Here is a 26,083-nt window from a genome sequence, read left to right as displayed (position 1 = left end):
GGCTTGCCCCCTCACACATTTGGACCGCTGTGTGTCTGATAGGTTAGCGACGGCTGCTGACTTCGGCGGGTACATCATCCCCGGCCATGCGCTTGCGGAACAGTGCGGTTCTAGCCAGCAACAGCGTGGTCACCGGCACCGTGATCGACAGCAGAATCGGGATCAACCAGCCGTGCAACACCGGCCCGGACTTGAGCACCGAAAAATACACAATCGATGCCAACGCCACACACCACGCGCCCAGCGTCGAGGCCAGCGCCGGTGGGTGCATGCGTTGGAAAAAGTCTTTCATGCGCAGCAATCCCAACGCGCCAATCAGCGCGAAGACGCTGCTCAGCACCAGCAGCACGGCCACGATCACTTCAACCCACAGCGGCAACACGTCCATATTGATCATTCAATCACCTCGCCACGCAGCAGGAACTTCGCCAGGGCAAACGAGCCGACGAAACCGAACAGCGCAATCAGCAGCGCCGCCTCGAAGTAGGTGTCACTGGCGTAACGAATGCCGAGTACCAGCATCATCAGCATCGCCAGCATGTACAAGTAATCCAGCGCCAGTACCCGGTCCTGGGCCGAGGGGCCTTTGAACAGACGCACCAGGGTCAACACCATGGCCAGGGAGAACAGGAACAGGCTGAACAGGATCGCATTGGAGAGCAGGGCGCTCATTCGAAGATCTCCATCAGGGGCCGCTCGTAGGTGGACTTGAAGTGCGCGATAAACGGCGCTTCATCCTCCAGGTCAAACACGTGCAGCAGCAGGATGCTGCGGTCCAGCGCCAGTTCCGACCAGATGGTGCCGGGCACCACGGTGGTGATCATCGACAGCGCCGCAAGGCCATTGGCGTCGCGCAGGTCCAAAGGGATCTTGATAAAGCGCGAGCGTGGCGGGCGCGAACCACAGGTCAGCACGCCCCAGGCCACTTGCAGGTTGGACACGATCACATCGCGGCCGACCACGAAGAACAGGCGGATGATCACGCCGGGCCTGCGGATGCGGATCGGCAACGGCCGCAGCGGCGCCATCATCAGCGGCGCCAGGAAGCCCAGCAGCGCGCCCAGCAGCAGGTTGCCAGGGCTCACGGACAGGTTCAGCACCAGCCACAACACCCACAAGGCCAGGGACAGCCACGGCGCAGGGAACAGGCGTTTCATGGCTGCACCTCCAGCGCGGCGGCCTGGGCTTCAGGGCTCGGGACAGGCCGCGTGGCCAAGACCGCCATCACGTATTGCTCAGGGTTGTTCAGGCTCACGGCAGTGGCCTGGGTGTAGCGCATCAGGGGTTCTGCCTTGAAGGTGAGGGCGATGCTCAGGCCGAGCAGGAAGAAGATCGGCACGCACTCGAACCGGCGCAACAGCGGCGATGGGCGCTCCTCGGGTGTCCAGAAGCGCTGGATGCCCAGGCGGGCGAAGGCGATCAACGAGGCCAGGCCAGAGAGGATCAGCAACGCGACAAGGCCCCACGCCGCCGGGCGAATCGGCTCATCCACGCTGGCGCCCAGGCCCATGGGGTTGAGCAGCGCACTCAACAGGCTGAGCTTGCCAATAAACCCGGACAGCGGCGGCATGCCGATGATCAGCAGCGCACAGGCAATGAAGCTCAAGCCCAGGAACGCCATCGTCCAAGGGATCACCTGGCCGACGACGGCCTGCTGTTCATCATCCAGGTTCACGCCCGGACGCGGGTGCAAGGATTCCATGGCCTTGGGCAGCGCATCGATTTCTTCATCCAGTGGCAGGTCGTTGGCCGAGCGTGAACGCTCGATCAGTTCCGCCAGCAGAAACAGCGCGCTCAGCGCCAGGGTCGAGCTGACCAGATAGAACAGCGCGCCGGCGATCAGGCTCGGCTGGGCAAACCCCACTGCCGACAGCAAGATGCCGGCCGACACCAGGATGCTCAGGCTCGCCATGCGCTCCAGGCGCTGCGCCGCGATCATCGCCAACCCGGCGCAGATAATGGTCGCCATGCCGCCGTACACCAGCCAGTCGCCGCCAAACAGCGCCGAGGCGCCGGCCTGGCCGGAGAACAGCAGGGTCCACAGGCGCAGCACGGTGTACACGCCGACCTTGGTCATGATCGCGAACATCGCCGCTACGGGCGCACTGGCCGACGAGTAGGCGGGGGCGAGCCAGAAGTTCAGCGGCCACATGCCGGCCTTGGCCAGGAACGCGGTGGCGAGGATCGCCGCACCCGCGTGCAACAGGCCGCGATCCGCCTCGGGCACCAGCGGGATCTTCAGCGCCAGGTCAGCAAAGTTCAGCGTCCCGGTGACGCCGTAGATCATCGCCGCGCCGATCAGGAACAGCGACGACGCCAACAGATTGATCGCGATGTAATGCAGGCCCGCCGACACCCGCGCCCGGCCGGAGCCGTGCAGCATCAGGCCGTACGACGCCGCCAGCAGCACTTCGAAGAACACGAACAGGTTGAACAGGTCGGCGGTGAGGAACGCGCCGTACAAGCCCATCATCTGCACCTGGAACAGCGCATGGAAACTGGTGCCCGCGCGGTCCCAGCGGGCCATGGCGAACAGCAGCGCACTGACGCCGATGATCCCGGTCAGCACCAGCATCAGCGCGGACAGTTGGTCCACCACCAGCACGATGCCGAACGGCACCTGCCAGTTGCCCGGCAGGTAGACGCCAATCGAGCCGGGGCCGCCTTTTTGCGTCCAGTACAGCAGCAACATGGCGATACCCAGGCCGATGATGCTGGAGAACAGGTTGATGCGTGCCTTGAGCGGTCGGTGCTTCTCGCCGAGCATCAGCATGAGCGCGGCGGTGAGCAACGGCAGCAGGATCGGCGCGACGATCAGTTGATTCATCCACGTCATTCCTTGGGCTCCCGGCCGTCTACATGGTCAGTACCGGTCAGGCCCCGGGATGCCAGCAGCACCACCAGGAACAAGGCGGTCATGGCGAAGCTGATCACGATGGCCGTGAGCACCAGGGCCTGGGGCAGGGGATCGGTGTAGTTGAGCAGGTCTTGCGGCACGCCGTCCTTGATGATCGGCTCCTTGCCGATGAACAGGCTGCCCATGCTGAAAATGAACAGGTTCACCCCGTAGGACAACAGGCACAGGCCCATCACCACCTGGAATGTCCGGGGGCGCAGGATCAGCCAGACGCCCGAGGCCGCCAGGACCCCAATGGCAATTGCGATGACTTCTTCCATCAGGCGGCTCCTTCCGTTGCGGCAACCACTTTGGCCTGGTTGCTCGGTTTATGGGCACGTACTGACTGGTGACCGAGGGCGGTAAGCATCAGCAGGGTGGAACCGACCACCATGGCATAGACGCCGACGTCGAAGAACAACGCACTGGCGACATGAATATCGCCCAAAACCGGCAGGCTGAAATGCCAGGTGTGGGTGGTCAGGAACGGGTGCCCGGCAAACAGCGCGCCGAGGCCGGTGAGCGTGGCCGAGAACAGCCCGAAGCCCATCCAGCGCATCGGCCGCAGGCTCATCTGCGCCTCGACCCACTGCGTACCCGCCACCATGTATTGCAGGATGAACGCCACCGACATCACCAGCCCGGCGACAAACCCGCCGCCTGGCTGGTTGTGGCCGCGCATGAAGAGGTAGAACGACACCACCAGCGCAATCGGCAGCAGCAGGCGCACCAGCACCGCCGGCACCATCATGAAGCCCAGCGCGGTGTCGCTGGCCTGGCGCGGGTTCACCAGGTCGGTGGCCACGTCTGGCGCCAACTGGCGCTGTTGCGCGGGCAGTTGCATGCTTTCTTTCGAGGGGCGGAAGCGCCGCAGCAAGGCATACACCGTCAGCGCCACGGCGCCGAGCACGGTGATTTCGCCCAAGGTGTCGAAGCCACGGAAGTCCACCAGCATCACGTTTACCACATTGCTGCCGCCGCCTTCTGGCAGGGCGCGGCTGAGGTAGAACGAGGAGATGTCATTGGGGGTCTGGCGGGTCAGCATGGCATAGGACAGCAACGCCATCCCGCCACCCACCACGGTGGACAGCAGGAAGTCGCGCACCCGGCGAATCCGCGCCTTGCGCAGCGAGCCTGGCAGCGGCGAGACCTCTTCGATCCGCCGTGGCAGCCAGCGCAGGCCGAGCAGGATCAGCACGGTAGTCACCACTTCGACCACCAGTTGGGTCAGGGCCAGGTCCGGCGCCGAGAACCACACGAAGGTGATGCAGGTCATCAGGCCACACACACTGACCATGGTCAGGGCCGCCAGCCGGTGATACTTGGCTTGCCAGGCGGCGCCAAGGGCACAGGCGATCGCTAGCAGCCACAGGGTCACGAACACGATGGAGCCCGGGATTTTCGGCCGGTCGCCCCAACTGAGGCTGCTGTTGAGCATCGGGATCACACCGGCAATGACCGCCGCGAGCACCAGCAGGAACAATTGGGTCTGCAGGCGCTTGGTGCTGATGCGTTTTTCGATGCGGCGCACGCCGCGCATCATCACCACCAGGCTGCGCTCGAAACCGCGCTTGCCGTTGAAGTAGCTGATGAGCGGCGGGTACTTGAAGCGGCCGCGCTTGAGTTGCTTGCGCAGCAGCAGGTAGAGCACCACGCCGCCGGACATCGCCACCAGGCTCATGATCATCGGCGCGTTCCAGCCGTGCCAGATCGCCAGACTGTATTCCGGCAGCACGCCACCGACGATCGGCAGGGCCGCTGCGGCAAGGATCGAGCCGACGACCTGCGCGGGGAAAATCCCCACCAGCAGGCAGGTGAATACCAGCAGCTCAACCGGTGCGCGCATCCAGCGCGGCGGCTCGTGAGGTGTGTGCGGCAGGTTGGTGGCCGTGGGGCCGAAGAACACATCCACGGTAAAGCGCAGGGCATAGACCACGCTGAACGTGCCCGCAATGGTCGCGATCACGGGCAGGGCGAATTCCACCCAGGCGGTGGAGGAGATGAACACGGTTTCGGCGAAGAACATTTCCTTGGACAGGAAACCGTTGAGTAACGGCACCCCGGCCATGGACGCACTGGCGACCATCGCCAGGGTGGCGGTGAACGGAATCAGCCGAACCAGGCCGCTGAGCTTGCGAATATCGCGGGTGCCGCTTTCGTGGTCGATGATCCCGGCCGCCATGAACAGCGAAGCCTTGAAGGTGGCGTGGTTGAGGATATGGAACACCGCCGCGACCGCCGCCAGCGGGCTGTTGAGGCCGAGCAGCAGGGTGATCAAGCCCAGGTGGCTGATGGTGGAATAGGCCAGCAGGCCCTTGAGGTCGTTCTGGAAGATGGCGCAATACGCGCCGAGGATAAGGGTGATGGCGCCGGCACCGCCGACGATATAGAACCATTCTTCGCTGCCCGACAGCGATGGCCACAGGCGGGCCAGCAGGAACACGCCGGCTTTCACCATCGTGGCCGAGTGCAGGTACGCCGAGACCGGCGTAGGGGCCGCCATGGCGTGGGGCAACCAGAAATGGAACGGGAACTGCGCGCTCTTGCTCAGGGCGCCGATCAGCACCAGGGCCAGCATCGCCGGGTACAAGGCGTGGGCGCGGATCTGGTCACCCGCTGCGAGTACCTGGTCCAGGTCATAACTGCCGACGATATGCCCCAGCAACATCACGCCCGCCAGCAGGCACAAGCCGCCGGCACCGGTAACCATCAACGCCATGTAGGCGCCGCGTCGCGCATCGGCGCGGTGGTGCCAATAGCCGATGAGCAGGAACGAGAACAGGCTGGTCAGTTCCCAGAAGAACACGATCTGGACCAGGTTGCCGGAGATCACCAGCCCGAGCATCGCGCCCATGAACGCCAGGAAGAACGCAAAGAAGCGCGGCACCGGATCGTCCGGCGACATGTAATAGCGCGCATACAGCGACACCAGCGTGCCGATGCCCAGCACCAGCATCGAGAACAGCCAGGCGAAACCATCCATGCGCAACACGAAGTTCAAGCCCAGGCTGGGCAACCACATGAATTCTTCGCGGATCACGCCACCATGGGCGATCTGGGGGTAGAGCAGGGCGACTTGAATGGTGCCGACCAAGGCCACAAGGCCGGCCAACAGGGATTCGGTGTTGCGTGCGTTATGCGGCAGCAAGGCCGCCAGACAGCTGCCAAGAAACGGCAGAAGCAGTAGAACTATCAGGGACATAGGCTTCTAATCTGCGGGAGTTTGGGATGCATCATACGTGCCGCTTTCTCGATCACCAAACGGCAAGATGTGGCAGGATCCTACAAAGTAAGCCGAAAGCTCCCATTTAGCACGCTTGCAACCAGGCCAATGTTGGAATGCGGCCCCTGTGGGCGCCGGGCTTGCCCGCGATAGCGAGGTCAAAGGCGACGCATCACTGGGATTTTACCCCCTGACGTTCCAACTCATTCTCCAGTTCAACCGCCTTCTGCCTCTTGGTCTTCATCTCACTCACAATCACCGCCACCACAATCAACGCCGCCCCCAGCATCGCAATCGGCGGGAAACGCTCCCCGGCAATTCGCCCAACCACGCCTGCCCAGACCGGTTCGCCGGCGTAGATCAACGTGGCCCGGGTCGGCGAAACGCTCTGTTGCGCCCAGTTCATCGCGACCTGGATCACCGCGCTGGTCAAGCCCAACCCCACCGCGCTGAACAGCAGCAGCCAGGAGAACCCCGGCAGCGCCTCGCCCATCGGCACCACCATCATGAACGACAGCACCGACGCGGTGGCCAACTGCACCACGGTTACCCGACGTACATCCACTTGCCCGGCATAGGCGCCGATCAAGATGATTTCAGCCGCTATGGCGATCGCACCAATCAGGGTGGCGATTTCACCGGGACTGAAATTCAGCGAAGCGCCCGCCGGCCCGGTCAGCAGCATCAGCCCGGCAAACGCCAGCATGATGCCAATGCTCGGCATCAACCCCGGACGGCGCCCCAGCACCAGCCATTGCAGCAGTGGCACGAAAGGCACGTATAGCGCGGTGATAAACGCCGACTGGCTGCTCAGGATGGTTTGCAGGCCGATGGTCTGCAAACCGTAACCAAACATGATCGCAACGCCGATAAACACCCCGGCCTTGAATTCGAACAGGGTCAGGTCGCGCAGGGTCCGCAGGGAAAAGAAGCCCACGACAAGCGTGGCCGCGGCGAAGCGTAGGCCCACGAAAAACATCGGGCCGCTGACGCTCATGGCGTGCTGCACCAGCAAAAAGGTACCGCCCCAGATCATGGTGATGACCACCAGGATGCATTCGGCTTTGCTGAAACGGTTGAATCGCGAAGGGGAGGTGGAGGTGGTCATGGCGGCTCGGTCTTGCAAGGGAAGGGTACGGACCGCACAATGCGCCGCACGCTGGGCAGTATACTGCGCACACCCACCCATTGAGCAATATAGTGCACAAAGAAAATCCACAACGCGCTTCGGTCCTGCAGCACGTCAGCCAGAACGTTCGTCGTCTGCGTCACGCCGCCGACCTGAGCCAGACCGCACTCTCGGAAAAATCCGGGGTCAGCCGGCGCATGCTGGTGGCCATCGAGGCGGGGGAGAAGAACGTCAGCCTGTCCACCCTCGACCGCGTTGCCGAAGCACTCGATGTGGCGTTCAGCGACCTGATCCAGGCGCCTGAGGTGCGCGACCACAGCCGCATCAACGAACTGGCCTGGGCGGGGGAAATTGACGGCAGCAAGGCGGTTTTGCTCGCCAAGGCCAGCGCGCGTCGTGAAGTGGAACTGTGGGAGTGGCGCCTGGAACCCGGTGACCGCTATTGCCCCGACCCCGACCTGGAAGGGTGGAGTGAGCAACTGTTTGTGTTCGAAGGCAGCCTGACCCTGGTGGTGGCGGGTGTGGAAAATGTCATTGGTGCCGGCGAGTTCTTCATGTTCGCCAGCCATCAGCACCATATCTATCGCAATGACGCTGACGTGGCCGTGCGCTTTATTCGCAACGTGGTGATCTAACTGTTCGCCCGGCAACAGTGGATCGACACTTTGCTGGATTAAAACCGCCCGTCACCGCAAATTTATCAGCAACGTGCTGATTTTAATGATGATTACGTTCAGGCACGACTCCTGCAAACACTCCGTTATCCCCTCGGAGCCTGGAGTCGGCCCATGTCAGCCCACCCTCAACACCCTGCCCATATCATCCTCTCGGACGCGGAAGCCATCGAGGTCGCCACTCGCCTGGCCGCACGCTTTGCTGTCGAAGCCAGTGAGCGTGACCGTGAGCGGCGCCTGCCAGTGGCCGAACTCGACGAATTCTCCGCCAGCGGCCTCTGGGGCATCACCGTGCCCAAAGCCTACGGCGGTGCCGAGGTGTCCTATGTGACGGTGGCCGAGGTGATCAAACTCATCTCCGCCGCCGACCCGTCACTGGGGCAGATCCCGCAGAACCATTTGGGCGTGGTGGACATCCTGCTGCAGACCGCCACCGAAGAACAAAAACGCCACTACTTCGGCAAGGTGTTGGCGGGCTATCGCTTTGGCAACGCTTTTTCTGAGGCAAAGAGCAAAAACGCCGGCACCTTCGACACGCAGATCCGCTTGCATGGCGACACTGCGCGCATCAACGGCGAGAAGTTCTACTGCACCGGCGCGTTGTTCGCCCATATCGTGCCCACGGTGGGCAACAACGAAAAGGACCAGGCGTTTATCGCCTTCGTCGAGCGCGATGCCCATGGCTTGAGCGTGATCGACAGCTGGGACGGTTTCGGCCAGCGCACCACCGCCAGTGGCGGCGTGATCCTCGACGGTGTCAGCGTGCCGCTGAACGCGGTGATCCCGGCGCACCAGGCGTTCGACCAACCCACCGCCAACGGCCCGATCTCGCAGATCATCCAGGCCGCCGTCGACACCGGCATCGCCCTCGGCGCCCTTGAACAAGCCAAGCGCTTTGCGCGTCAAGCACGGCCCTGGATCGACAGCCAGCAGGATCACGGCTGGCAAGACCCGTTCACCATCGCCGCCATCGGCGATCTGGAATGGCGCGTGCACGGCACCGAGGCGATCCTGGCCAAGGCCGGTAAAGCGGTGGACCAGGCCCTCGCCGAGCCGAGTGAAGACACCGTCGCCCACGCCTCGCTGGTCGTTGCCCAGGCCAAGGTGCTGTCGGCCGAAACCGCCTTGCTCGCCAGCAGCAAATTGTTCGAGTTGGCCGGCACCCGCTCGGTCACCGGCAAGCACAACCTCGACCGTTTCTGGCGCAACGCCCGTACCCACACCCTGCACGACCCGGCGCGCTGGAAATACCACCTGATCGGCAACTTCGTGCTCAACGGCGTGAAGCCTGCGCGCCACGCCTGGAACTGAGGAACCGTACGCCATGACCGCATTGAACCTTGCACGCCAACTGCTGGACAGCACCCGCCGCCATGTCGGCAGCAGCGATGACCCTTACGTGATCAGCCGCTTCGGCGACTTGCAGATTCGCATCGACGTGGCCGACGCCTTGCTGGAGCGGGCTGACACCCACCCCAGCCCAGTGGCCGCCACCGAAGCGCAGATTGCTGCTGCCGAAGCGCTGATCGCGGCGAGCAACGCCGAATTCGAACTGACCGGCCAACGCACCGCACTGCCCTCGACCCTCAATGACCCGCTGCGCGCCAAATACCGGACCGTCGGCAACTACCACCTCAACGGAGTGCTCTGATGTCCCGTGAAATTCGCTTGAACGCTTTCGACATGAACTGCGTCGGCCACCAATCCCCCGGCCTGTGGGCTCACCCGCGTGACCGTTCATGGCAGTACAAGGACCTCGAATACTGGACAGACCTGGCTAAAATCCTTGAACGCGGCAAGTTCGACGGGCTGTTCATCGCCGACGTCCTGGGCATCTATGACGTGTACAACGGCAGCGGCGATGCCGCGATTCGCCAGGCCACACAGGTGCCGGTCAACGATCCGTTGTCGCTGATCGCGCCGATGGCACTGGTGACCGAGCACCTGGGCTTCGGGCTCACGGCTTCGTTGTCGTTTGAGCACCCGTACCCCTTCGCGCGCCGGCTCTCGACCCTGGACCATCTGACGAAGGGCCGCATTGGCTGGAACATCGTCACGTCCTATCTGGAAAGCGGCGCCAAGAACCTCGGCCAGAAGGCCCAGACCGAACACGATGCGCGCTATGACTACGCCGAGGAATACCTGGAGGTTTGCTACAAACTCTGGGAAGGCAGCTGGGAGGAGGGCGCCGTGCTGCGTGACCGCGAGCGCCGGGTGTTCAGCGACCCGAGCAAGATCCACGAGATCCAGCACGTCGGCACACACTTCCAGGTGCCCGGCATTCACCTGTGCGAGCCGTCGCCGCAGCGAACGCCGGTGCTGTATCAGGCCGGGGCGTCCAGCCGGGGCAAGCAGTTTGCTGCCGAGCAGGCCGAGTGTGTGTTCGTCGCTGCGCCCTCCAAGGTGCTGCTGAAAAAGACCGTGGCCGACATCCGCCGGCGTGCCGCCGAGGCTGGGCGGGACCCGAAGAAAATCCTGATCTTTAACCTGCAGACGGTGATCGTTGACGAAACTGACGCGAAGGCCAAGGCCAAGTTCGACGATTACAAATCCTACGTCAGCTACGAAGGCGCCATGGCGCTGATCTCCGGCTGGACCGGCATCGACTTCAGCCAGTTCAAGCCCGACGAGCCGCTCAAGCATGTGCACACCAATGCCATCCAATCGGCGGTGGAGGCCTTCTCCACGGCGGACCCGAACAAGGTCTGGACGCCCAATGAACTGGCGGAATGGGTTGGCATCGGCGGCTTTGGCCCGCTGTTCGTCGGCGGCCCGGAAACCGTGGCCGACCTGTTGCAGGAGTGGGTGGAAGAGACCGACGTGGACGGCTTCAACCTGGCGTATGCGCTGACCCATGAAACCTTTGTCGACGCCGTGGAATGGCTGGTGCCGGAATTGCAGAAGCGCGGCGTGTACAAGACCGAATATGCCCAGGGCACGTTGCGCGAGAAGCTGTTCGGCGACGGCGCTCGCCTGGGTGCCAACCACCCTGGTGCCAGCTATCGCGATTTATCGACCTTGCGTCATTCCAAGGTGGAAACGGGCTTGCCCCCCATAGCGGTGGGTCAGCAGAAGGTGGGCACCTGACACCCTGCCATCAGGATCAACCCCTCCCACAGGTTGATCAGCAGTGTCTGATCGAATAGGAGACTCACCCCTATGAGCGTGCACGCACTCGAACAACCACGGGTCCTGGAATGGCCCGCCGAACGGCTCGACTACCCGCCCACCGCCCTGGCGCAGTTGCATCATTGGGCGCAAGCCACGCCGCTGCACACGGCCTTGCGCCACAAGCGCCAGGGTCAGTGGCATGCCTGGCGGTGGATCGACGTCTCCAGGGACGTGGGGCGCGTGGCCGATGGTTTGCGCCAGCACGGTTTCAGCGAGGTGTCGCGGCTGCTGCTCAGCGGGGTGTTCGAGCCTAATCTATTGTTGCTGGCGTTGGCCGCCCAGTCAGTCGGCGGCCAGGTGTTGACCGTGGCCGATGAGGTGGCCGACGACGACCTGCTTCAGTCACTGGAACGCATTCAACCCACGCACGTTTATACGTACAAGGGCGCGCATTGGCCGGGCCAGCGTCTGGATTTCGCCGAACTGCTCGGCCCTGCGGAGCCGGCCGACCACCTGACGCGCTGGTGGCAACCTGTTGGGGAAACCGCGCTGTGGAGCGACCAGACGACGGGCTGTCGAGGCGCGCTGGCGCTGCTGTTGGAACAGTGGCTCAGCAGCGGGCAAGGCCTGGCGTTTCCCGAAAGCCCGGCTTCGGCCGAGCGTGACCGCCGTGAAGTTGCACCCCTCGACACGTGGCGCCGATTATGTGACTGGGCCACGGCCAAGCGCTGAGGTACCGTCCTACTTTGGTACTGTTCGACGCGCCATCCATGGGTTTGGGGCCTATGATCGGGCATGACATTTATTCGGATAAACCGTAAAGGCGAACTTGCATGACTGACTCCATCCGCAACGCTGATGTCTTGATCGTCGGCGGCGGGCTAAGCGGCACAATGCTGGCGGTGCAGTTGCTGCGCCAGCCCGGCGAGCGACACATTCTGGTGATCGAACCGCGCGCCGAACTGGGCCGTGGCGAGGCCTACAGCGCCGTCGAGCTGGGCCATACGTTGAACGGCAATGCCGCGCGCATGAGCGTCGACCCGGACAACGCCGATGACCTGACCCAATGGCTCACCGATTACATCGGCGCTGGCGGCTGGCCGGAGTCGGGCCAGCAGCACGTGCCGATCAGTGAGCTGTTCCCGCCGCGCGGCATTTTCGGCCTGTATGCGCAGCAACGGCTGGCGCAGGCCAAGGTGCAGTCGGCGTCCACGTTAGAGCATGTTCGCGGTGAAGTGATCGACCTGCAGGTGCAGCACGATGCCACGTTGTTGACCCTCGACAACGGCCAGCAACTGAGGGGCGCCTGTGCCGTACTGGCCACCGGCATGTTCCCGGCGGCACGCACACCACAGACCGAGTCCAGCGGTTTGAACGCCGCAGCCGTCGACCCTTGGGACGTGCAAGCCATGACCCTTATCGACCCGCAAGGCACCGTGCTGATCGTCGGCTCAGGCCTGACCATGGTCGATGCCGTGGTGTCCCTGGAACTGGCCGGCCATCGCGGGCCCATCGATATTTTTTCGCGCCATGGCCTGTTGCCCCATGTTCGGCGACAGCCGCCGGGCTGGGTCGATTTCCTGGCCGAAGACCACCGGCTGCGCAGCCCCCGACAGTTGTTGCGCGAGCTGCGGCGTCAGTGCCAGGTCGCGCAGGCCGAGGGCGTCGACTGGCAAGCGCCGCTGGATACGGTGCGGGCGCATATCCCGCGGTTGTGGAGCCAGGCCAGCGAGCGCGAAAAACGTCAGTTCGTGCGGCATGTGCGGCCGTGGTGGGAAAGCCATCACCACCGCTCACCGCCGCTCAGTGCGCAGTTGGTGGCGCGGTTGCACGCAGAGGGCCGATTGCGGATTCGGGCGGCGTCCTTCAAGGGGCTGGAGCCGGCGGCCGACGGCGTGACGATTCGCTTGCGTGCGCGAGGCGAGCAGGTGCTGAGCCAGGTCTCGGGCGCAGCGTTGATCAATTCCAGTGGCATCGAATACGACTGGCGCCGCGTGGCCCGGCCGTTGCCGCAGCAATTGCTCAAACGTGGGTTGATCAAGCCTGGGCCATTGGCGTTGGGGATTGCGGCGGACAAGTCAGGGGCTGTGGTGGATTCGCAGGGGCAGGTCAGCCAGCGATTGTTTGCCATGGGCCCACCTTTGCGGGGCATGTGGTGGGAAAGCACGGCGGTCACGGACGTGGCGTTGCAAGCCAAGGCGCTGGCCTTAAAACTGACCACACTCTAAATGTGGGAGGCTTGCCTGCGATAGCGGTAGGTCAGCCATTGAAATGTTGACTGATACACCGTCTTCGCGGGCAAGCCTGCACACATTTGGGTCTCCATTTATCTTGAGGTTTTTACAAACCCGGGCTTCAGGCCGAAGACTTCCACGCCCTGCGCCGTCGATTGCCCGGTCGTCACCTTCACTCGCTCCACCGGTTTGTCCATCGCCTCGCGATACGCCACTTCACCGCCCTTGATCGCCTGCGCCGGCACCACCATCGCCTGCGCATTGCTGTAGGTGACGATGGTCAACCGTGCACTCATCCCCAGCCGCACCCGCTGCAACTGCTGGGGGGTGAGCTTGGGAATCGACAGGGTCACCGGAAACTGCGCGCTGCCCTGACTGTCGCTGGCAATCGCCAAGCCGCTCACCACGCTGACCGACCCGCTCAGCCGTTCGCCGTCGAATCCATCCCCCAGCACTTCCACGGCCTGGCCCTGGTGCAACTGATTGATGTCCAGTTCCGAGACCCTGGCGACGATCTTCAGCCGTTCGATATTCGCCAGCCCGAACAACACCTGGCCCTGGCTGACCTTGCTGCCGGCCTGTATGGGCACGTTGTTGCTGGCGCTGCCAGGAGGGGCGTTGTTGCCGGGGGCGGGTACCACAATGCCGGAGAACGGCGCCTTGACCTCGCGGCCCTCGAGCAATGTGTTCAGGGCCTCGTACTTCACCGTGGCGTTGGTCAGTTCCATGTCGGCGATCTGGCGGTATTCGCCCTGGCCCTGGCTCAGCGCCTGTTGCAGTTCGCTGCGGGCGGCGGCGAGGTCGAGCTGTTGTTGCCGGACCTGCTGCTTGAGATCGTCCAGCTCATTGCGCGGGATGATGCCGCGCTGGAACAGCGTTTCGCTCTCGGTCAGCTTGCGCTGGGTGTTGCCGGCGCTCATTTCAGTGGTGCGCAGGCTGCGGCGCGCGCGGCTGACGGCGGGGCTGCTGTCCCAGTCCTGCATCTCTTGCACCGTGCGCCGCGCCTTGAGCTGGGCAGACAGCGCGTCGCGCAGTTGCACCTGCAGGGTTGATGGGTCCATGCGCAGCAACACCTGGCCGGCTTCGACGCGCTGGCCTTGCTCCACCTGGTTGACCTCGACATTGCCGTCAAAGGGCGCGGTGAGGGTGAGGGTGGTGTCGGGCTCGATCTTGCCCACCAGCCCGATCTCGTGCACCAGCGGGTCGGGCTTGATCGCCAGCCACTGTTCAGCATCGCTGGCGGGCGCCTTTGCGGGCCAGCGCCAGCCGAGCCCCGCGCCGATCAGCAGCAGGATCACCACGGCACCGAGCAGGCGTTTCGTGTTAATAGTCATTGAGGGCGATTTCCCAACTTTCCAGCGTCATGCCCAGGGTCAAGTCGAGTTGCGTCTGGGCGTTCAGGTAAGCGATCAGCGCATTCAGCTGCGCGTTTTCGGCGTTGCGCAAATCGGTCTCGAAACTCAGCACCTGGAAGTTGGTGGAGCGCCCGGCGCTGAGTTTTTCCCGCTCGATCTCGATCTTGCGCCGCGACAGCTCCACGGCGCGCTGGGAAATTTCATATTGACGCCAGCGCGTGCCGAGGTCGCGCACCACGTCGTTCACGCTGCGCTCCAGCGCCTGGCGCGCATCGGTGATGCGGATCTGCTGGTCTTCGACGTTCACCCGCGCCCGCACTTCGGCCTGGCGCGTGCTGATGTCACCGATGGGGATTTGCACCTGCACCCCGGCGTAGCTGTCCCACGTGCGATTGTTGCTGCGGCCGGCGTCATTGTTGTAGGCATCGCGGACCTGGTTGGCACCGGCCACCAGGTCAACCTGCCAGCGCCCGGAGTCTTTGGCGATGACCAGGTTGAGGTCGGCCTGCTGGCTGCCCAGCAGGGCGGCGAGGTATTCGGGTTGCTGGTTTTGCGCCAGGTTGAAGGCCTGGCGCTTGTCGATCTGCATGGGCCGGGCCTCCAGGGCTTCGGTGGCGCGAATCGGCGTGGACAGGTCCAGGGCCAGCAAGCGCAGCAGCGCCAGGCGGCTGCTGTCGAGTTGGTTCTGGGCTTCTTCCACGCCCAATTGCTGGGTGGCGATGTCGGCTTCGGTCTGCACGATCTCGAATTCGGCCATGCGCCCGGCGTTGATCAAGGCCTTGTTGACTTCCAGCAAGGTGCCGGAGCGCTTGAGGGCCTCTTGCACGATGGTCAGTTGCTCCTGGGCGCGCAGCAGCTCGCGGTAGGTGGCGATGACCTGGCTGATGGTCTGTGCCACGGTGGCCTTGAGGTTCAGGCGGTTGGCCTGTTCGGAAAGACGCGACAGGCGCAGCGGCGCGGTGGTGGCGTCCCAGCCGGCGCCGCGCAGCAGCGGCTGGATGATCGCCAGGTCCAGGCCGTCGCTGCGGTAGCGCCCGGCGCGGTCGGCGGTGTTCAGTTGCTGGGTCCAGGCCATGCTCAGGCGCGTGCCGTATTCGCCGAGCAGGCTGGTGGCCGGGGCGACGTTGGCGTTGCGCGCATTGTCGGCAGAGCCCCGTGTGCTGCGGTAATAGCTGTTGAGGGTGAGCTTGGGGTTGAACACGTCTTCGGCTACGCGCAGGTCGAACTTCTGCGCCACCCGTTGCAGGTACGCGCTGCGGATCGCCGGGTTGTTGCGCAGGCCCAGATAGACCGCATCGCCGAGGGTCAGGGTGGTGGCCTGGGCGTTGAGCGACACGCTGCGGGAGGTGTTCGGCGCGGACGGATCGATGACGATGTTCGCCGCCGTGCCGGGCAGGCTCACCAGGGCGAGTAGCAGCAGCCATTTATTCATCGCGCAGGGCCTCCACCGGTTGCAACCGCGAGGCCGAGATTGCCGGGTAGAGGCCAAAGAACAAGCCCACCAGCAAGGTGCTGCCCACGCCCAGCGGCAGGGCCGCGGTGGCCAGGGCGAAGGTCCAGTCCGACAGCCATGCGTACAGCCAGGCGGCGGTCATGCCCAGCCACGCGCCACACAGTGCGCCGACGGCAGTGAGCGTCACCGCTTCGAGCAGGAACAGGTTGCGGATGTCCCGCTGGCGCGCGCCCAGGGCCATGCGGATGCCGATCTCGCGGCGGCGCTCGGAGACGTTCATCAGCATCACATTCATCACCCCGACGCCGCCGCCCACCAGGGAAATTGCGCCGAGTGCCAGCAGCAGGTACGCAAAGGTGCGACTCTGGCGCGTCATGCCGTCGATCATTTGCTGGGGCACCTGGATGTCGACCTTGTGCTCGCTCAGTTGGGCTTGCAGGGCGGCGGCGGCTTGAAGGGCGATGCGCTCCATGTCCTGGTCGGGCGCGGCGCGGATGATCACGTTGTTGACCTGCGGCGCGGCATAGATGCGGCGCATGCCTTCAGCAGGGATGAACAGCGACTCGCCGCCCTGGATCGGCATCAGCAGCGCGCGGGGCTGGTTGTGCAGGATGCCGACGATGAGGAACAGGTAGTCGTTGATGCGCACCCGGTCGCCCACCTGCACCGGGTCGCCGGGCGCGCTGAGGGCCTGGGCGACCTGATCGCCGATCACGGCGTAGGTTTCGTTGGCATCGAAGTCGGAAAGAAAACGCCCTTCGCGCAGGCTCAGGCGCATGGCGTTGTCGATGTCGGCGGTGCTGCCGACAAAGTTCGCGTTGGTGGTGCGGCCGTGGAATACCACGGGTCCGCTGAACAGGCTGAGGGCGCCGATATGGGCGATACCAGGGAGCGTCTGTCGCAGGGGCGCGAGGTCCACGCGCGCTCGGGCGTTGAGGTCACTGCCGGGCTTTTGGGCAATTTGTGCCACCAGGGTGTCGGTGCCCATGTCCTTGAAAATCAGCGCCGCTTCCACCGCTGCGTTATGGCCGATATTGATCAGCGCCACCACCGACGAGCTGCCGATGACGATGCCCAGCAGCGCCAGCATCGAGCGTTTGCCCAGGGTGCGCAGGCTGACGAGTGCCTCGTGCAGCAACTGGCTCAGGCTCTGCTCGACGCGCAGGCTCATGGGCGTGCGACCTCGTGCACCGCGCCGTTGCGCACCAGGATCTTGCGGTCCAGGCGGTCGGCGATGTGCGGGTCGTGGGTGACGATGATCAGCGTGACTTGTTGCTCGCGGTTGAGCGCCAGGAGCAGGTCCATGATGTCCTGGGCGGTGTGGCTGTCGAGGTTGCCGGTGGGTTCGTCGGCCAGGATCACCGAGGGTTTGCCCACCAGCGCACGGGCAATCGCCACACGCTGGCGCTGGCCGCCGGAGAGGTCGGCGGGGCGGTGGTGGGCGCGCTCGGCCAGGCCGACTTGCGCAAGCATGCGCAGGGCCTGTTCCACCGATTCATGGCGTGACAGCCCGCGATAACTCAGGGGCAGGGCGACATTGTCCAGGGCGCTGAGGCGCGGCAGCAGGTTGAAGCTCTGGAATACGAAGCCGATTTGCTGGTTGCGGATCGCCGCCAGTTCATCCGGGGTGGCGTTGAAAATATCGTGACCGGCGAAGTGGTACCGGCCGCAATTGGGCAGGTCCAGCAACCCGAGGATATTGAGCAGGGTGCTTTTGCCGGAACCGGACGCACCGAGGATGCCGCAGCTGTCGCCACGGTCGATGGACAGGCAGACATCATCGAGAATGGGCAGGTGTTGCCCGGCCAACTGATAGCGTTTGCCGATGCCTTGCAGTGAGATCAGGCCTGGATGCGCGGGAGTATCTGTCGTCATGACTACGCCTTCAGCCTCGACGCTGCCGCTCCACCCCCGGTAAATCCTTGTAACAAGTTCGGGAACGGCCTGTTCAGCGTCACGGACTGGTTTGATTTCTTATTTTTAAAATATTGTTTGAATACTAACCGCCTTACCCGCGCTTCGCCAGCCGTGGCGGTAGAGCGGTTTCACCCTTGGAAACGATTGTCCCAAGCCCCCTGATCCTAACGCAGAACCACCCCGATCTGCGCCGACAAGCCCGTGATGCAAGGCTTTGGATCATATGGCGGTGTGTCACTACTTGCTTTAAACCGACGCTCCCGGTATAAAAAATCAAATTATTTTTTAAAACAATATTTCCGTCGTGGAACCCATATGGCTGCGAAGAAGCTCAGCGCTCCAAACATTACCAAGACTCGATTGCTGGATGCGACAGAGGCGCTCTTCATTAAGTACGGATACGACGCGGTTTTGTTACGTCAGATTACCGAGCGCGCCCAGGTCAACCTGGCGGCAGTGAATTATCACTTCGGGGACAAGGATTCCCTGATGAAAACCCTGCTGATGCAGCGCCTTGAGCCGCTCAACGAGCAGCGTCTTGAGCTGTTGGCACGGTGTGAGGCCGAGTCTGACGGCCCGCTGGACTGCGACACCTTGCTCGGCGTGCTGTTCGCCCCGGCCATGGGCCTGGAGCGCAGCGATCCGGCGAGCGCCACTGGGGAAGGGCGTTCGTTCATTCGCTTCCTCGGCCGGGTGTACAGCGACACGTCGCCGTTTATTCAGGAATACCTCAAGGTGCACTACCAGCCGGTGTTCCAGCGCTTCTTCGAAGCCTTCGCCCTGGCGCTGCCGGACCTGCCGCGCAACGAACTGGGCGTGCGCCTGCAATTTGCCCTCAAGGCGATTTCCGGGGTAATGGCCGGTACCGAATTGCGCCTGCTGATGAATTCCATGAGCCTGGGCCGTCCGGCCACGGATGCGGAGGTGATGGCCAAGCTGATCACGTTGGTGTCGGCGGCCATTCGTGTGCCACAGCAAAGCCCGGAGGCGGAGAACGCCCTGGCCAAGGTGCTGGACACCCAGCGGGCAATACGCGAGCAGACGTCGCATTGATCACCCGTACGCGCGCGTTCCTTCGGGCAAAAAAAAGCCCGCTGGGGCGGCGGGCTTGATATGCAACATTTGTAACGGATGAGGCTTTACCTTACGTTTCGCCTTGTGAATAAATCGTGAAAACTTTGTAAGGAAAAGTGTGAAAATCGGCTTATTCCGAACTTTCATTTTTTTCTTCTACATTCAGATTTTCCAATGGGTGGCGCTCCTGGCCAGCCGCTGACGCATCGCGTCGACGTTCTGCGCCAGTTGCGACGTCAGCAATCGGTACCCATCCAGGGCACTGTAGACCGGTGTCTCCATTGCGGGCTCGACGCTACCGGCCTGGCCCGACCGCTCCAACCGCTCCGTCACCCCCGATTTCAACGCCCGCGCCATCCCCACCAACTGCACACGAATCTGCCGATGCTCGGACTTCAGCATCACCTGCATGCGCGCCATCGCTTGCTCGTCCCGAGGATCGGGCCGAGTGTTGCCGAGGATCTCCAACGTGCTGATGCACATGCGCAAGTGCCGCTGGATTGCGTCCAGCTCGGTCATGGAGATGCGCACTTCCTTGGACACTGAGGGCATCAGCGAACGCAGCTGCACCATCGATGCATTCAAGCGGTTGAGCAGCTTCAGGTGCTGGTCATCGGTCACCGACTCACCGTTGATGATCCGGCTGTAGATCGTGGCGCAGTCGCGCAACGCACTGGCCAGGTTGTAGCGCCAGGAATACACGGCGTACAGCGGCAGGGCGAAGGAAAAGGCCAGGGCCAGCACAATGCCGATGAGGATATCCACGGTGCGCCACAAGCCATCCGACACCGGGTTGTCGCCATGCCCAGCGACGATAAACACGGTGATCGCCGACAGCAGCGCGATGTAACCGCCTTTGCCGATGGCGTGATAGGAAAAGAACCCACATACCACTGACATCAGCAGGTACGTCAGCAACGGCTGGCCCAGCCACGCCTGCTGCAGCACCAGTGCCAGGCCGACACTGGCGCCGATCAAGGTGCCGTAGGCGCGCTCCACGGCTTTCTTGCCGATATTGCCGTGATGCTGCAGGCCGCCGATCACGATCAGCATGGTCACCGATGCCCACTCACCGTGGGGCAGGTTGATGCCGGTGGTCAGCAGGATGGTGGCCAGCAAGCCGATGGACACGCGCACGGCATGGATCAGCTTGGCGTGGCGAAAGCGCCGATACGGGTCGAGCAAGGGGCGCAGCAGGCGCCGGGCGAAGAGGGGCAGGTTCATCGGGAGTAAAGGGGCCTAATAGTCAGAAGTCACGCGCTAATGTCAGAAAATGTAATCGGTGGTTAAAAAGCTTGAGTCACGGTTTTTCAGGATGTCGCTGACCAGCGCCTTGTTGCTCTCCTGGAACTTGGTCGCCACCAACGTGCGGATCGAGAACACGCGCAGCGCATCATGCACCGACAGCGTGCCCTCGGCCGAGTTCTTGCGCCCGTTGAACGGAAACGTATCCGGCCCGCGCTGGCACTGGGCGTTGATGTTGATCCGTCCGACCTGGTTGGCGAACGTGTCCACCAGCTTGCCGACCTCTGCGGCGTTGGTACCGAAGATACTCAGCTGTTGGCCGAAATCCGAGTCCAGCACGTAGTCGATCACGGTCTCCAGGTCGCGGTAGGGCACGATCGGCACGACTGGGCCGAACTGTTCCTCGTGGTACACACGCATCTGCGGATTCACCGGGTACAGCACCGCCGGGTAGAAAAACGAGCCGCGACTTTCCCCGCCGTGGTCGTTCACCACTTGTGCACCGTGTTGCGCGGCATCGGCCACCAGGCCGTTGAGGTAATCCACCTTGCCCACTTCCGGCAGGGGCGTCAGCGCAACGCCGTCGTCCCAGGGCATGCCGGGCTTGAGCGTGGCCAGTTTGTGGTTGAATTTGTCGATGAAGCCTTGCACCACATCCTCATGCACAAACAGTATTTTCAGTGCCGTGCAGCGCTGGCCATTGAACGACAGCGAGCCGGTGACGGCTTCGTTCACGGCATTGTCCAGGTCCACCTCTGGCAACACGATGCCCGGGTTTTTCGCATCCAGGCCCAGGGCCGCGCGCAGGCGGTGCGGCTTGGGGTGCAGTTTCTTCAGGTCGCTGGCGGCCTTGTTGGTGCCGATAAACGCAAAGATGTCGATCTTGCCGCTGGCCATCAGCGCACTGACGGTCTCGCGGCCGCTGCCGTAGATCACATTGATGACGCCAGCGGGAAAGCTGTCGCGGAACGCCTCCAGCAGCGGGCGGATCAGCAGCACACCGAGCTTGGCCGGCTTGAACACCACGGTGTTGCCCATGATCAACGCCGGGATCAGGGTGGTGAACGTCTCGTTCAGCGGATAGTTGTAGGGGCCCATGCACAGGGCCACGCCCAGCGGCACGCGGCGGATCTGGCCGAGCGTGTCCTGCTCCAGCTCGAAGCGGCTGGAGCGACGGTCCAGCTCCTTGAGGGCGTTGATGGTGTCGGTGATGTAGTCGCAGGTGCGGTCGAACTCTTTCTGCGAGTCCTTGAGGTTCTTGCCGATTTCCCACATCAGCAGCTTGACCACGGCCTCGCGCTGGTCGCGCATGCGCCGCAGGAACGCTTCGACGTGCTGGATACGATCAGCAACGCGCATCGTCGGCCATTCGCCCTGGCCACGGTCGTAGGCACGCACGGCGGCATCAAGGGCGGTGAGGGCGGTGTCGGCGTCCAGCAGCGGTGTGCTGCCGATGTGCACGCGCTCATCACCGAATTGCACCGGGCTTTGGACTTTTGCGAGGGGGCCATTCCATCGTTGCAATTGGCCGTCCACCAGGTAATCGCGCTGTTCAATGGGCGCTCCCAGTCGGTATGGCTCGGGGACCTCGGCGGCAGAGGCGGGAAACAGCTGGGCGAGCAGGTGGCGGGTGGTCATATCGCTATCCCTGGAATAGTTGCAAAACATGACTAGAGAGTCACCCAACAACAGGCTTCATGGCAAGGCTTGCGCGCTTTCTTGTACGCAGGGTGGCGTCCGGGAGGTAAACTGCGCGGCTTTCTTGAAGGAGTTCACATGAGTCAGTACCAGCCGGGCATTCTTGCCGCACCGGTGCCGTTGCAGGCACGCCATCTGTTTTTTGCCTTGGATTCGTCGGCAGCCGTGCCCGCTGCGCTGGACGCACTGGTGCAGTTGACCGATTCCGCGGCAGTGGTGGGTTTTGGTGAACCGCTGGTAAAAACGTTAGGCGCGCGCATTGACGGCCTGCGCAGCTTTCCCGAAGTCAGCGGGCCGGGCGCGCACAACCCGTCCACCCAGCACGCGCTGTGGGTGTGGCTGCACGGCGTGGATCGCGGTGAGTTGTTGTTGCGCAGCCGCGCCTTCGAAAAAGCCCTGGCCCCGGCGTTCAACCTGGTGCAGATGACTGAAGGCTTTCGCTACAAGACCGGCTTTGACCTCACCGACTACGAAGACGGCACCGAAAACCCCCACGACGACGCCGCGGTCGAAGCCGCCCTGACCGACAGCGGCGCCAGTTTCGCCGCCATCCAGCAGTGGCAGCACGACCTCGACGGTTTTGCCGCGCTGCCGGCCCAGGCGCGCGACCACATCATCGGCCGGCGCCATGGCGACAACGAGGAGCTGGACGACGCCCCCGCGTCTGCCCACACCAAACGCACCGCCCAGGAAAGCTTCACCCCGGAAGCCTTTGTGGTGCGCCGCTCCATGCCGTGGGCCGAGAATGGCCAGGCCGGGTTGATGTTCCTCGCGTTCGGCCATTCCTTCGATGCATTCGAAGCCCAGCTGCGGCGCATGAGCGGTCTGGAAGACGGGATTGTCGATGGCCTCTATCGCATCAGCACGCCGTTGACCGGTGGCTATTACTGGTGCCCGCCCCTCAAGGACGGCCACCTGGAACTGAGCGCGCTGACCCGGCTGGCCGGCTGAGAGCGCTGATCGAGCGCTAGGCGATCCACTCCACCTGGCCGCTGCCAAGGCGGTAGATGCCGCCGACGATGTTCAGTTTTCCATCACGAATGGCATTGCCCAGTACCTTCGATTCACCCCGCAGTCGTGTGACGGAGTCCAGCACATTCTGGGCGATGGCGTTGTCGAGCAGGTCGCCGGGGGTCGTCAAGGCTTTCTTCACAGAGGGCTTGAGGGCCTCCGCCAACCCCTGGATTTTTCCCGGGAAGCGCGCGTCCTCCTGGAGCGCCTTGATCCCGGCTGACACGGCACCGCAACCGTCGTGCCCCAGCACCGCGATCAACGGTGTTCCCAGCACGGCCACCGCGTACTCAAGGCTGGCGAGGCCATCGTCGGTGACGAAGTTGCCGGCGACCCGCACGGCAAAGAGGTCGCCGCGAGTCGTGTCGAACGCGTGCTCCGGTGCGATCCGCGAGTCCGCACAACTCAATACCGCGGCAAACGGATTCTGCCCACCGACCAGCGCTTCTCGCTCTGTCATGAAGTCATGGCGCTTGGTGACACCGGCAACGTAACGTTGATTGCCCTCCTTTAACCGATCCAGTGCCTGCGCGGCATTGATGGCGTTGGCCGGTTTGATCGGCAAGGAAGGCGCCGCCTCAGCGAGGCTGACGGGCAGGGCGCCCGCCAGCAGCATCCCTCCTGCACCCAGCGTGGCGAGTTGCAGGAAACGTCGACGTTCAATCAATGAAGCGGGCGCGGCAGGTTTATGAGCAGTGCACATCGGTTGGATTCTCTGGTGAGTGGAGGAGAACTCAGCCCAACGATGCAAAGATTCGGGAGTAAAATAAGTAGGTGTTTTCCGCTTGTTTGCGTGTTTGTGCCCTGGAATTTGAATAGGCAGAAGACCGGGCCCTGGCTGTGCGGTGTTGTGCTGAAAGGCAACGTGATTCAGCCGCTTTTAAGAACCTCAATCCAGCTGGGATCCAAGCGATTCTGCTCGGTGTCGATTCCCAGTGCCTGCATCCTGGATTCGTGTGCCTCGATCTCGCCGACCAACTGCGCCTGAGCGCTGGAGTTGGCATCCAGCGCGTGCATCTGCGTCAGCCCAAGGTGGTAGAACCGCAGCACCTTGATCGCAATCGGATCGTTGGTCTGAACCCGCTCCGTGACCTTGTGCATCACATTGGTAATGCTCATCAGGCTGCGCTTGAGTTGCCAGCCATAGACCGCTGCCGCCATCCACGGCTGGGTCCAGAAGGGCCCGCGCACCAAGGCGAGGGTGATCAGCACGCCGGCAAACACGCCCCCCACGTTGAAGCGCAGATTGTCACCCCCGGGCTCACCGAACAGCATCACCGCAAGGCTCGACAGCAGCATCGCCAGGGCCAGGAACACCACGGCCACAATCAGCGTGCTGCGTCGGGTTTGCTGGCGGAAAGTCACGGGGTCGCAGGGTTTGAGCTCGAACATCCGGGGCATTTCTCCTGAGGGGGCGGGCATCATCGCACGCCTGGTCGATCCAGTTGAACGATGTTGAGCGGTGTTTTCTCTAAATCTTTACAGGCCACCAACCCCCTGAGGTGAACCATCATGACCGATTACAAACAGCCGCCGCCCGGAACGCCGGACCCCAACCGTACACCGGGTGAAGAAGAACGGGACAACGATGCGTTGCGCCCCAACGACCCCAAGGAGCGTCACGATGACCCGGGATTCGACCCGGAATCCCCTGACGTATCGGATCCACAGGTGGACCCGGTGGGTGCCGCCATCGCCCCGCTGGATAGAAAACCGCAGTCCGAAAACGAAAAAAAGCCGCCCTACGATCCGTTGGGCGACTTGAAGCAGTGACATAGGCCTGAGGCGAGGAGCGATGTCCCTCGCCTCAGCTTATTTGGGTGCCATTTATTTGGGTGCTATCCAGGTCACGTCGGTCACGCCGAATTTCTCGGCCCATGGGCGGGTGGTTTTTTTCACCTGTTCGTGGCCAACACGACCGATGCGGCTGACATGGGCAATGTCGGCATCGACCGCCGCCCAGTGCCATGCTTCGGCGTTGTTCATCACTTCGGCGCGCACCACAAAGGTTTTGGCCTGGCCGTGCAGCTGATAGTGGATGGTGTAGATTTTTGCGGTACTCATGTTGCCTCCCTGTCTTGTTATAGATGGATAGGGCAGCGTTGGAAAAGGTTCATTCAAAATGACAAAGCGCAGGCGCTAACGGCATAGTGAGGCATTCGTCATCTGCCTGAGGAGTGCCCATGGCCCGCCTGACTCATCGCCAGCTGTACCTGCAACGCCTGGGTTACGACACGCCCCCGGTTCCGTCGCTGCACACCTTGCACGATCTCCAATTGCGCCATGTGTGCGCCTTCGCCTTCGAAAGCCTGTCGACGTTTTTGCACCTGCCGGTGCCAATCGATCTGCCGAGCGTTGAGCAAAAGGTCTTGGTGGATGGGCGCGGCGGCTACTGCTATGAGTTGAACCAGATGTTCCTGGCCTTGTTGCAGGACCTGGGCTTCGACGCACGCGGCATCACGGGCCGGGTGGTCATGGGCGGCCCGCCGGATGCCCGGACGGCGCGTACTCACCGCCTGAGCCTGGTGACCCTCGACGGTGTGCGCTACATCACCGACGTCGGCTTTGGCGGCATGGTGCCCAGCAGTCCGTTGCAGCTGGATAGCGAGGCAGTACAGGCCACCACTCACGAACCCTACCGCTTGACCTGTGATGGGCAGGGCAGCTACACCCTGTGGGCCCAGGTCGCCACGCAATGGCGTGGCCTCTACGTGTTCGACCTGCAAGAGCAGGGCGATATCGACTACGAAATCGGCAATTGGTACGTCTCCACCCACCCTCAGTCGCCCTTCGTGGGGCAATTGAAAGTTGCGCGGTTGGCGACGGGTCAACGTCATACCCTGAACAACGCCAACTATGCCGTGCACTACCTGGATCGACCGAGTGACAAGCGGGTAATCGAAAGCGCCGAGGAAGTGTTGGTGCTGTTGAGCGAGACCTTTGGGATTCGCGTGCCTGGGCAATTGGGACCTGCGCTGGATGAGATGTTGGCCGCGAAGACTTGAAAGAAACGCTGCGGTGAACGGGCGTTCGATGAAGCGGACCTTGCTTAATCTTCAAGTG

At 63.0% G+C, this 26,083-nt stretch carries 26 protein-coding genes; 10 read left to right on the top strand and 16 right to left on the bottom strand.

Features of this window, described 5'->3' with window-relative positions:
• Nucleotides 1–43 precede the first annotated feature (43 nt).
• From CQ041_RS10880 to CQ041_RS10850, 7 genes are all read right to left on the bottom strand, one after another.
• Nucleotides 44–397 (bottom strand): Na+/H+ antiporter subunit G, encoded by a 354-nt coding sequence (locus tag CQ041_RS10880; RefSeq protein ID WP_105522734.1) that lies wholly within the window; start codon nt 395–397, stop codon nt 44–46.
• Nucleotides 394–672 (bottom strand): K+/H+ antiporter subunit F, encoded by a 279-nt coding sequence (locus tag CQ041_RS10875; protein WP_105522735.1) that lies wholly within the window; start codon nt 670–672, stop codon nt 394–396. Before CQ041_RS10875 ends, CQ041_RS10880 begins: the two co-directional genes overlap by 4 nt.
• The gene (locus CQ041_RS10870) at nt 669–1,157 is read right to left on the bottom strand and encodes a Na+/H+ antiporter subunit E (protein ID WP_105522736.1); all 489 of its coding nucleotides are present in this window, start codon (nt 1,155–1,157) and stop codon (nt 669–671) included. Before CQ041_RS10870 ends, CQ041_RS10875 begins: the two co-directional genes overlap by 4 nt.
• Nucleotides 1,154–2,836, bottom strand: coding sequence for a monovalent cation/H+ antiporter subunit D (locus CQ041_RS10865; protein ID WP_105522737.1), 1,683 nt, complete (start codon nt 2,834–2,836; stop codon nt 1,154–1,156). The genes CQ041_RS10870 and CQ041_RS10865 overlap by 4 nt, the downstream gene beginning before the upstream one ends.
• Nucleotides 2,833–3,177, bottom strand: coding sequence for a Na+/H+ antiporter subunit C (locus tag CQ041_RS10860; protein ID WP_003192163.1), 345 nt, complete (start codon nt 3,175–3,177; stop codon nt 2,833–2,835). The genes CQ041_RS10865 and CQ041_RS10860 overlap by 4 nt, the downstream gene beginning before the upstream one ends.
• Nucleotides 3,177–6,098, bottom strand: coding sequence for a monovalent cation/H+ antiporter subunit A (locus CQ041_RS10855; protein ID WP_105522738.1), 2,922 nt, complete (start codon nt 6,096–6,098; stop codon nt 3,177–3,179). The genes CQ041_RS10860 and CQ041_RS10855 overlap by 1 nt, the downstream gene beginning before the upstream one ends.
• Before the next feature lie 193 nt (nt 6,099–6,291).
• Nucleotides 6,292–7,227: a DMT family transporter gene (locus CQ041_RS10850; RefSeq protein WP_105522739.1), complete on the bottom strand. Its 936-nt coding sequence runs from the start codon at nt 7,225–7,227 to the stop codon at nt 6,292–6,294.
• Nucleotides 7,228–7,319: 92 nt separating this feature from the next.
• Between CQ041_RS10850 and CQ041_RS10845 the strand changes: the two genes are divergently transcribed.
• The 6 genes from CQ041_RS10845 (at nt 7,320) to CQ041_RS10820 (ending at nt 13,261) form a co-directional block, all read left to right on the top strand.
• Nucleotides 7,320–7,883, top strand: coding sequence for a helix-turn-helix domain-containing protein (locus tag CQ041_RS10845; protein WP_105522740.1), 564 nt, complete (start codon nt 7,320–7,322; stop codon nt 7,881–7,883).
• A gap of 153 nt (nt 7,884–8,036) precedes the next feature.
• Complete coding sequence (locus CQ041_RS10840) at nt 8,037–9,233, top strand: SfnB family sulfur acquisition oxidoreductase (RefSeq protein ID WP_105522741.1); 1,197 nt, start codon at nt 8,037–8,039, stop codon at nt 9,231–9,233.
• 13 nt (nt 9,234–9,246) lie between these two features.
• Nucleotides 9,247–9,573: an acyl-CoA dehydrogenase gene (locus CQ041_RS10835; protein ID WP_105522742.1), complete on the top strand. Its 327-nt coding sequence runs from the start codon at nt 9,247–9,249 to the stop codon at nt 9,571–9,573.
• Nucleotides 9,573–11,009: an LLM class flavin-dependent oxidoreductase gene (locus CQ041_RS10830; RefSeq protein WP_105522743.1), complete on the top strand. Its 1,437-nt coding sequence runs from the start codon at nt 9,573–9,575 to the stop codon at nt 11,007–11,009. The genes CQ041_RS10835 and CQ041_RS10830 overlap by 1 nt, the downstream gene beginning before the upstream one ends.
• Before the next feature lie 72 nt (nt 11,010–11,081).
• Nucleotides 11,082–11,765, top strand: a complete 684-nt coding sequence (locus CQ041_RS10825; RefSeq protein ID WP_105522744.1) for an AMP-binding protein — start codon at nt 11,082–11,084, stop codon at nt 11,763–11,765.
• Nucleotides 11,766–11,866: 101 nt separating this feature from the next.
• Complete coding sequence (locus CQ041_RS10820) at nt 11,867–13,261, top strand: FAD/NAD(P)-binding protein (RefSeq protein WP_105522745.1); 1,395 nt, start codon at nt 11,867–11,869, stop codon at nt 13,259–13,261.
• Between the two features lie 98 nt (nt 13,262–13,359).
• On the opposite strand, the gene CQ041_RS10815 is transcribed toward CQ041_RS10820, so the two are convergent.
• The 4 genes from CQ041_RS10815 to CQ041_RS10800 are packed head-to-tail and all read right to left on the bottom strand — an operon-like array spanning nt 13,360 to nt 17,950.
• Nucleotides 13,360–14,601 carry an efflux RND transporter periplasmic adaptor subunit gene (locus CQ041_RS10815; RefSeq protein ID WP_105522746.1) on the bottom strand — a complete coding sequence of 414 codons (1,242 nt, stop codon included), beginning with the start codon at nt 14,599–14,601 and terminating at the stop codon, nt 13,360–13,362.
• Nucleotides 14,591–16,054: a TolC family protein gene (locus tag CQ041_RS10810; RefSeq protein WP_105522747.1), complete on the bottom strand. Its 1,464-nt coding sequence runs from the start codon at nt 16,052–16,054 to the stop codon at nt 14,591–14,593. Before CQ041_RS10810 ends, CQ041_RS10815 begins: the two co-directional genes overlap by 11 nt.
• Nucleotides 16,047–17,246: an ABC transporter permease gene (locus CQ041_RS10805; protein ID WP_105522748.1), complete on the bottom strand. Its 1,200-nt coding sequence runs from the start codon at nt 17,244–17,246 to the stop codon at nt 16,047–16,049. Before CQ041_RS10805 ends, CQ041_RS10810 begins: the two co-directional genes overlap by 8 nt.
• Nucleotides 17,243–17,950: an ABC transporter ATP-binding protein gene (locus CQ041_RS10800; RefSeq protein WP_105522749.1), complete on the bottom strand. Its 708-nt coding sequence runs from the start codon at nt 17,948–17,950 to the stop codon at nt 17,243–17,245. Before CQ041_RS10800 ends, CQ041_RS10805 begins: the two co-directional genes overlap by 4 nt.
• A 357-nt stretch (nt 17,951–18,307) precedes the next feature.
• Here CQ041_RS10800 and CQ041_RS10795 point away from each other — a divergent pair, with 357 nt between their 5' ends.
• Complete coding sequence (locus CQ041_RS10795; RefSeq protein ID WP_105522750.1) at nt 18,308–19,045, top strand: TetR/AcrR family transcriptional regulator; 738 nt, start codon at nt 18,308–18,310, stop codon at nt 19,043–19,045.
• Nucleotides 19,046–19,228: 183 nt separating this feature from the next.
• On the opposite strand, the gene CQ041_RS10790 is transcribed toward CQ041_RS10795, so the two are convergent.
• Nucleotides 19,229–20,290, bottom strand: coding sequence for an FUSC family protein (locus CQ041_RS10790; RefSeq protein WP_105522751.1), 1,062 nt, complete (start codon nt 20,288–20,290; stop codon nt 19,229–19,231).
• Nucleotides 20,291–20,332: 42 nt separating this feature from the next.
• A complete protein-coding gene (locus CQ041_RS10785; RefSeq protein WP_105522752.1) occupies nt 20,333–21,949 on the bottom strand; it encodes an NADP-dependent glyceraldehyde-3-phosphate dehydrogenase in 1,617 nt (538 codons plus the stop codon).
• Nucleotides 21,950–22,087: 138 nt separating this feature from the next.
• Here CQ041_RS10785 and CQ041_RS10780 point away from each other — a divergent pair, with 138 nt between their 5' ends.
• Nucleotides 22,088–22,960 carry a Dyp-type peroxidase gene (locus tag CQ041_RS10780; protein ID WP_105522753.1) on the top strand — a complete coding sequence of 291 codons (873 nt, stop codon included), beginning with the start codon at nt 22,088–22,090 and terminating at the stop codon, nt 22,958–22,960.
• A gap of 16 nt (nt 22,961–22,976) precedes the next feature.
• Here the strand turns inward: CQ041_RS10780 and CQ041_RS10775 are convergent, their stop codons facing one another.
• Nucleotides 22,977–23,723: a carbonic anhydrase gene (locus CQ041_RS10775; protein WP_105522754.1), complete on the bottom strand. Its 747-nt coding sequence runs from the start codon at nt 23,721–23,723 to the stop codon at nt 22,977–22,979.
• Nucleotides 23,724–23,890: 167 nt separating this feature from the next.
• Nucleotides 23,891–24,412, bottom strand: a complete 522-nt coding sequence (locus tag CQ041_RS10770) for a DUF3087 family protein (protein WP_105522755.1) — start codon at nt 24,410–24,412, stop codon at nt 23,891–23,893.
• 120 nt (nt 24,413–24,532) lie between these two features.
• On the opposite strand from CQ041_RS10770, the gene CQ041_RS10765 reads away from it, so the two are divergent.
• Nucleotides 24,533–24,793, top strand: coding sequence for a DUF6021 family protein (locus tag CQ041_RS10765; protein ID WP_219847729.1), 261 nt, complete (start codon nt 24,533–24,535; stop codon nt 24,791–24,793).
• Nucleotides 24,794–24,847: 54 nt separating this feature from the next.
• Here CQ041_RS10765 and CQ041_RS10760 read toward each other — a convergent pair whose 3' ends face one another.
• A complete protein-coding gene (locus CQ041_RS10760) occupies nt 24,848–25,084 on the bottom strand; it encodes a DUF6555 family protein (RefSeq protein WP_105522756.1) in 237 nt (78 codons plus the stop codon).
• 119 nt (nt 25,085–25,203) lie between these two features.
• Between CQ041_RS10760 and CQ041_RS10755 the strand changes: the two genes are divergently transcribed.
• Entirely contained in the window at nt 25,204–26,025 is an 822-nt protein-coding gene (locus CQ041_RS10755; protein WP_105522757.1) for an arylamine N-acetyltransferase, read from the top strand.
• Nucleotides 26,026–26,083: the final 58 nt, after the last annotated feature.

The sequence above is a fragment of the Pseudomonas sp. MYb60 genome (genome assembly GCF_002979555.1).
GTDB lineage: Bacteria > Pseudomonadota > Gammaproteobacteria > Pseudomonadales > Pseudomonadaceae > Aquipseudomonas.
This window is presented reverse-complemented; position numbering and strand designations above follow the sequence as displayed.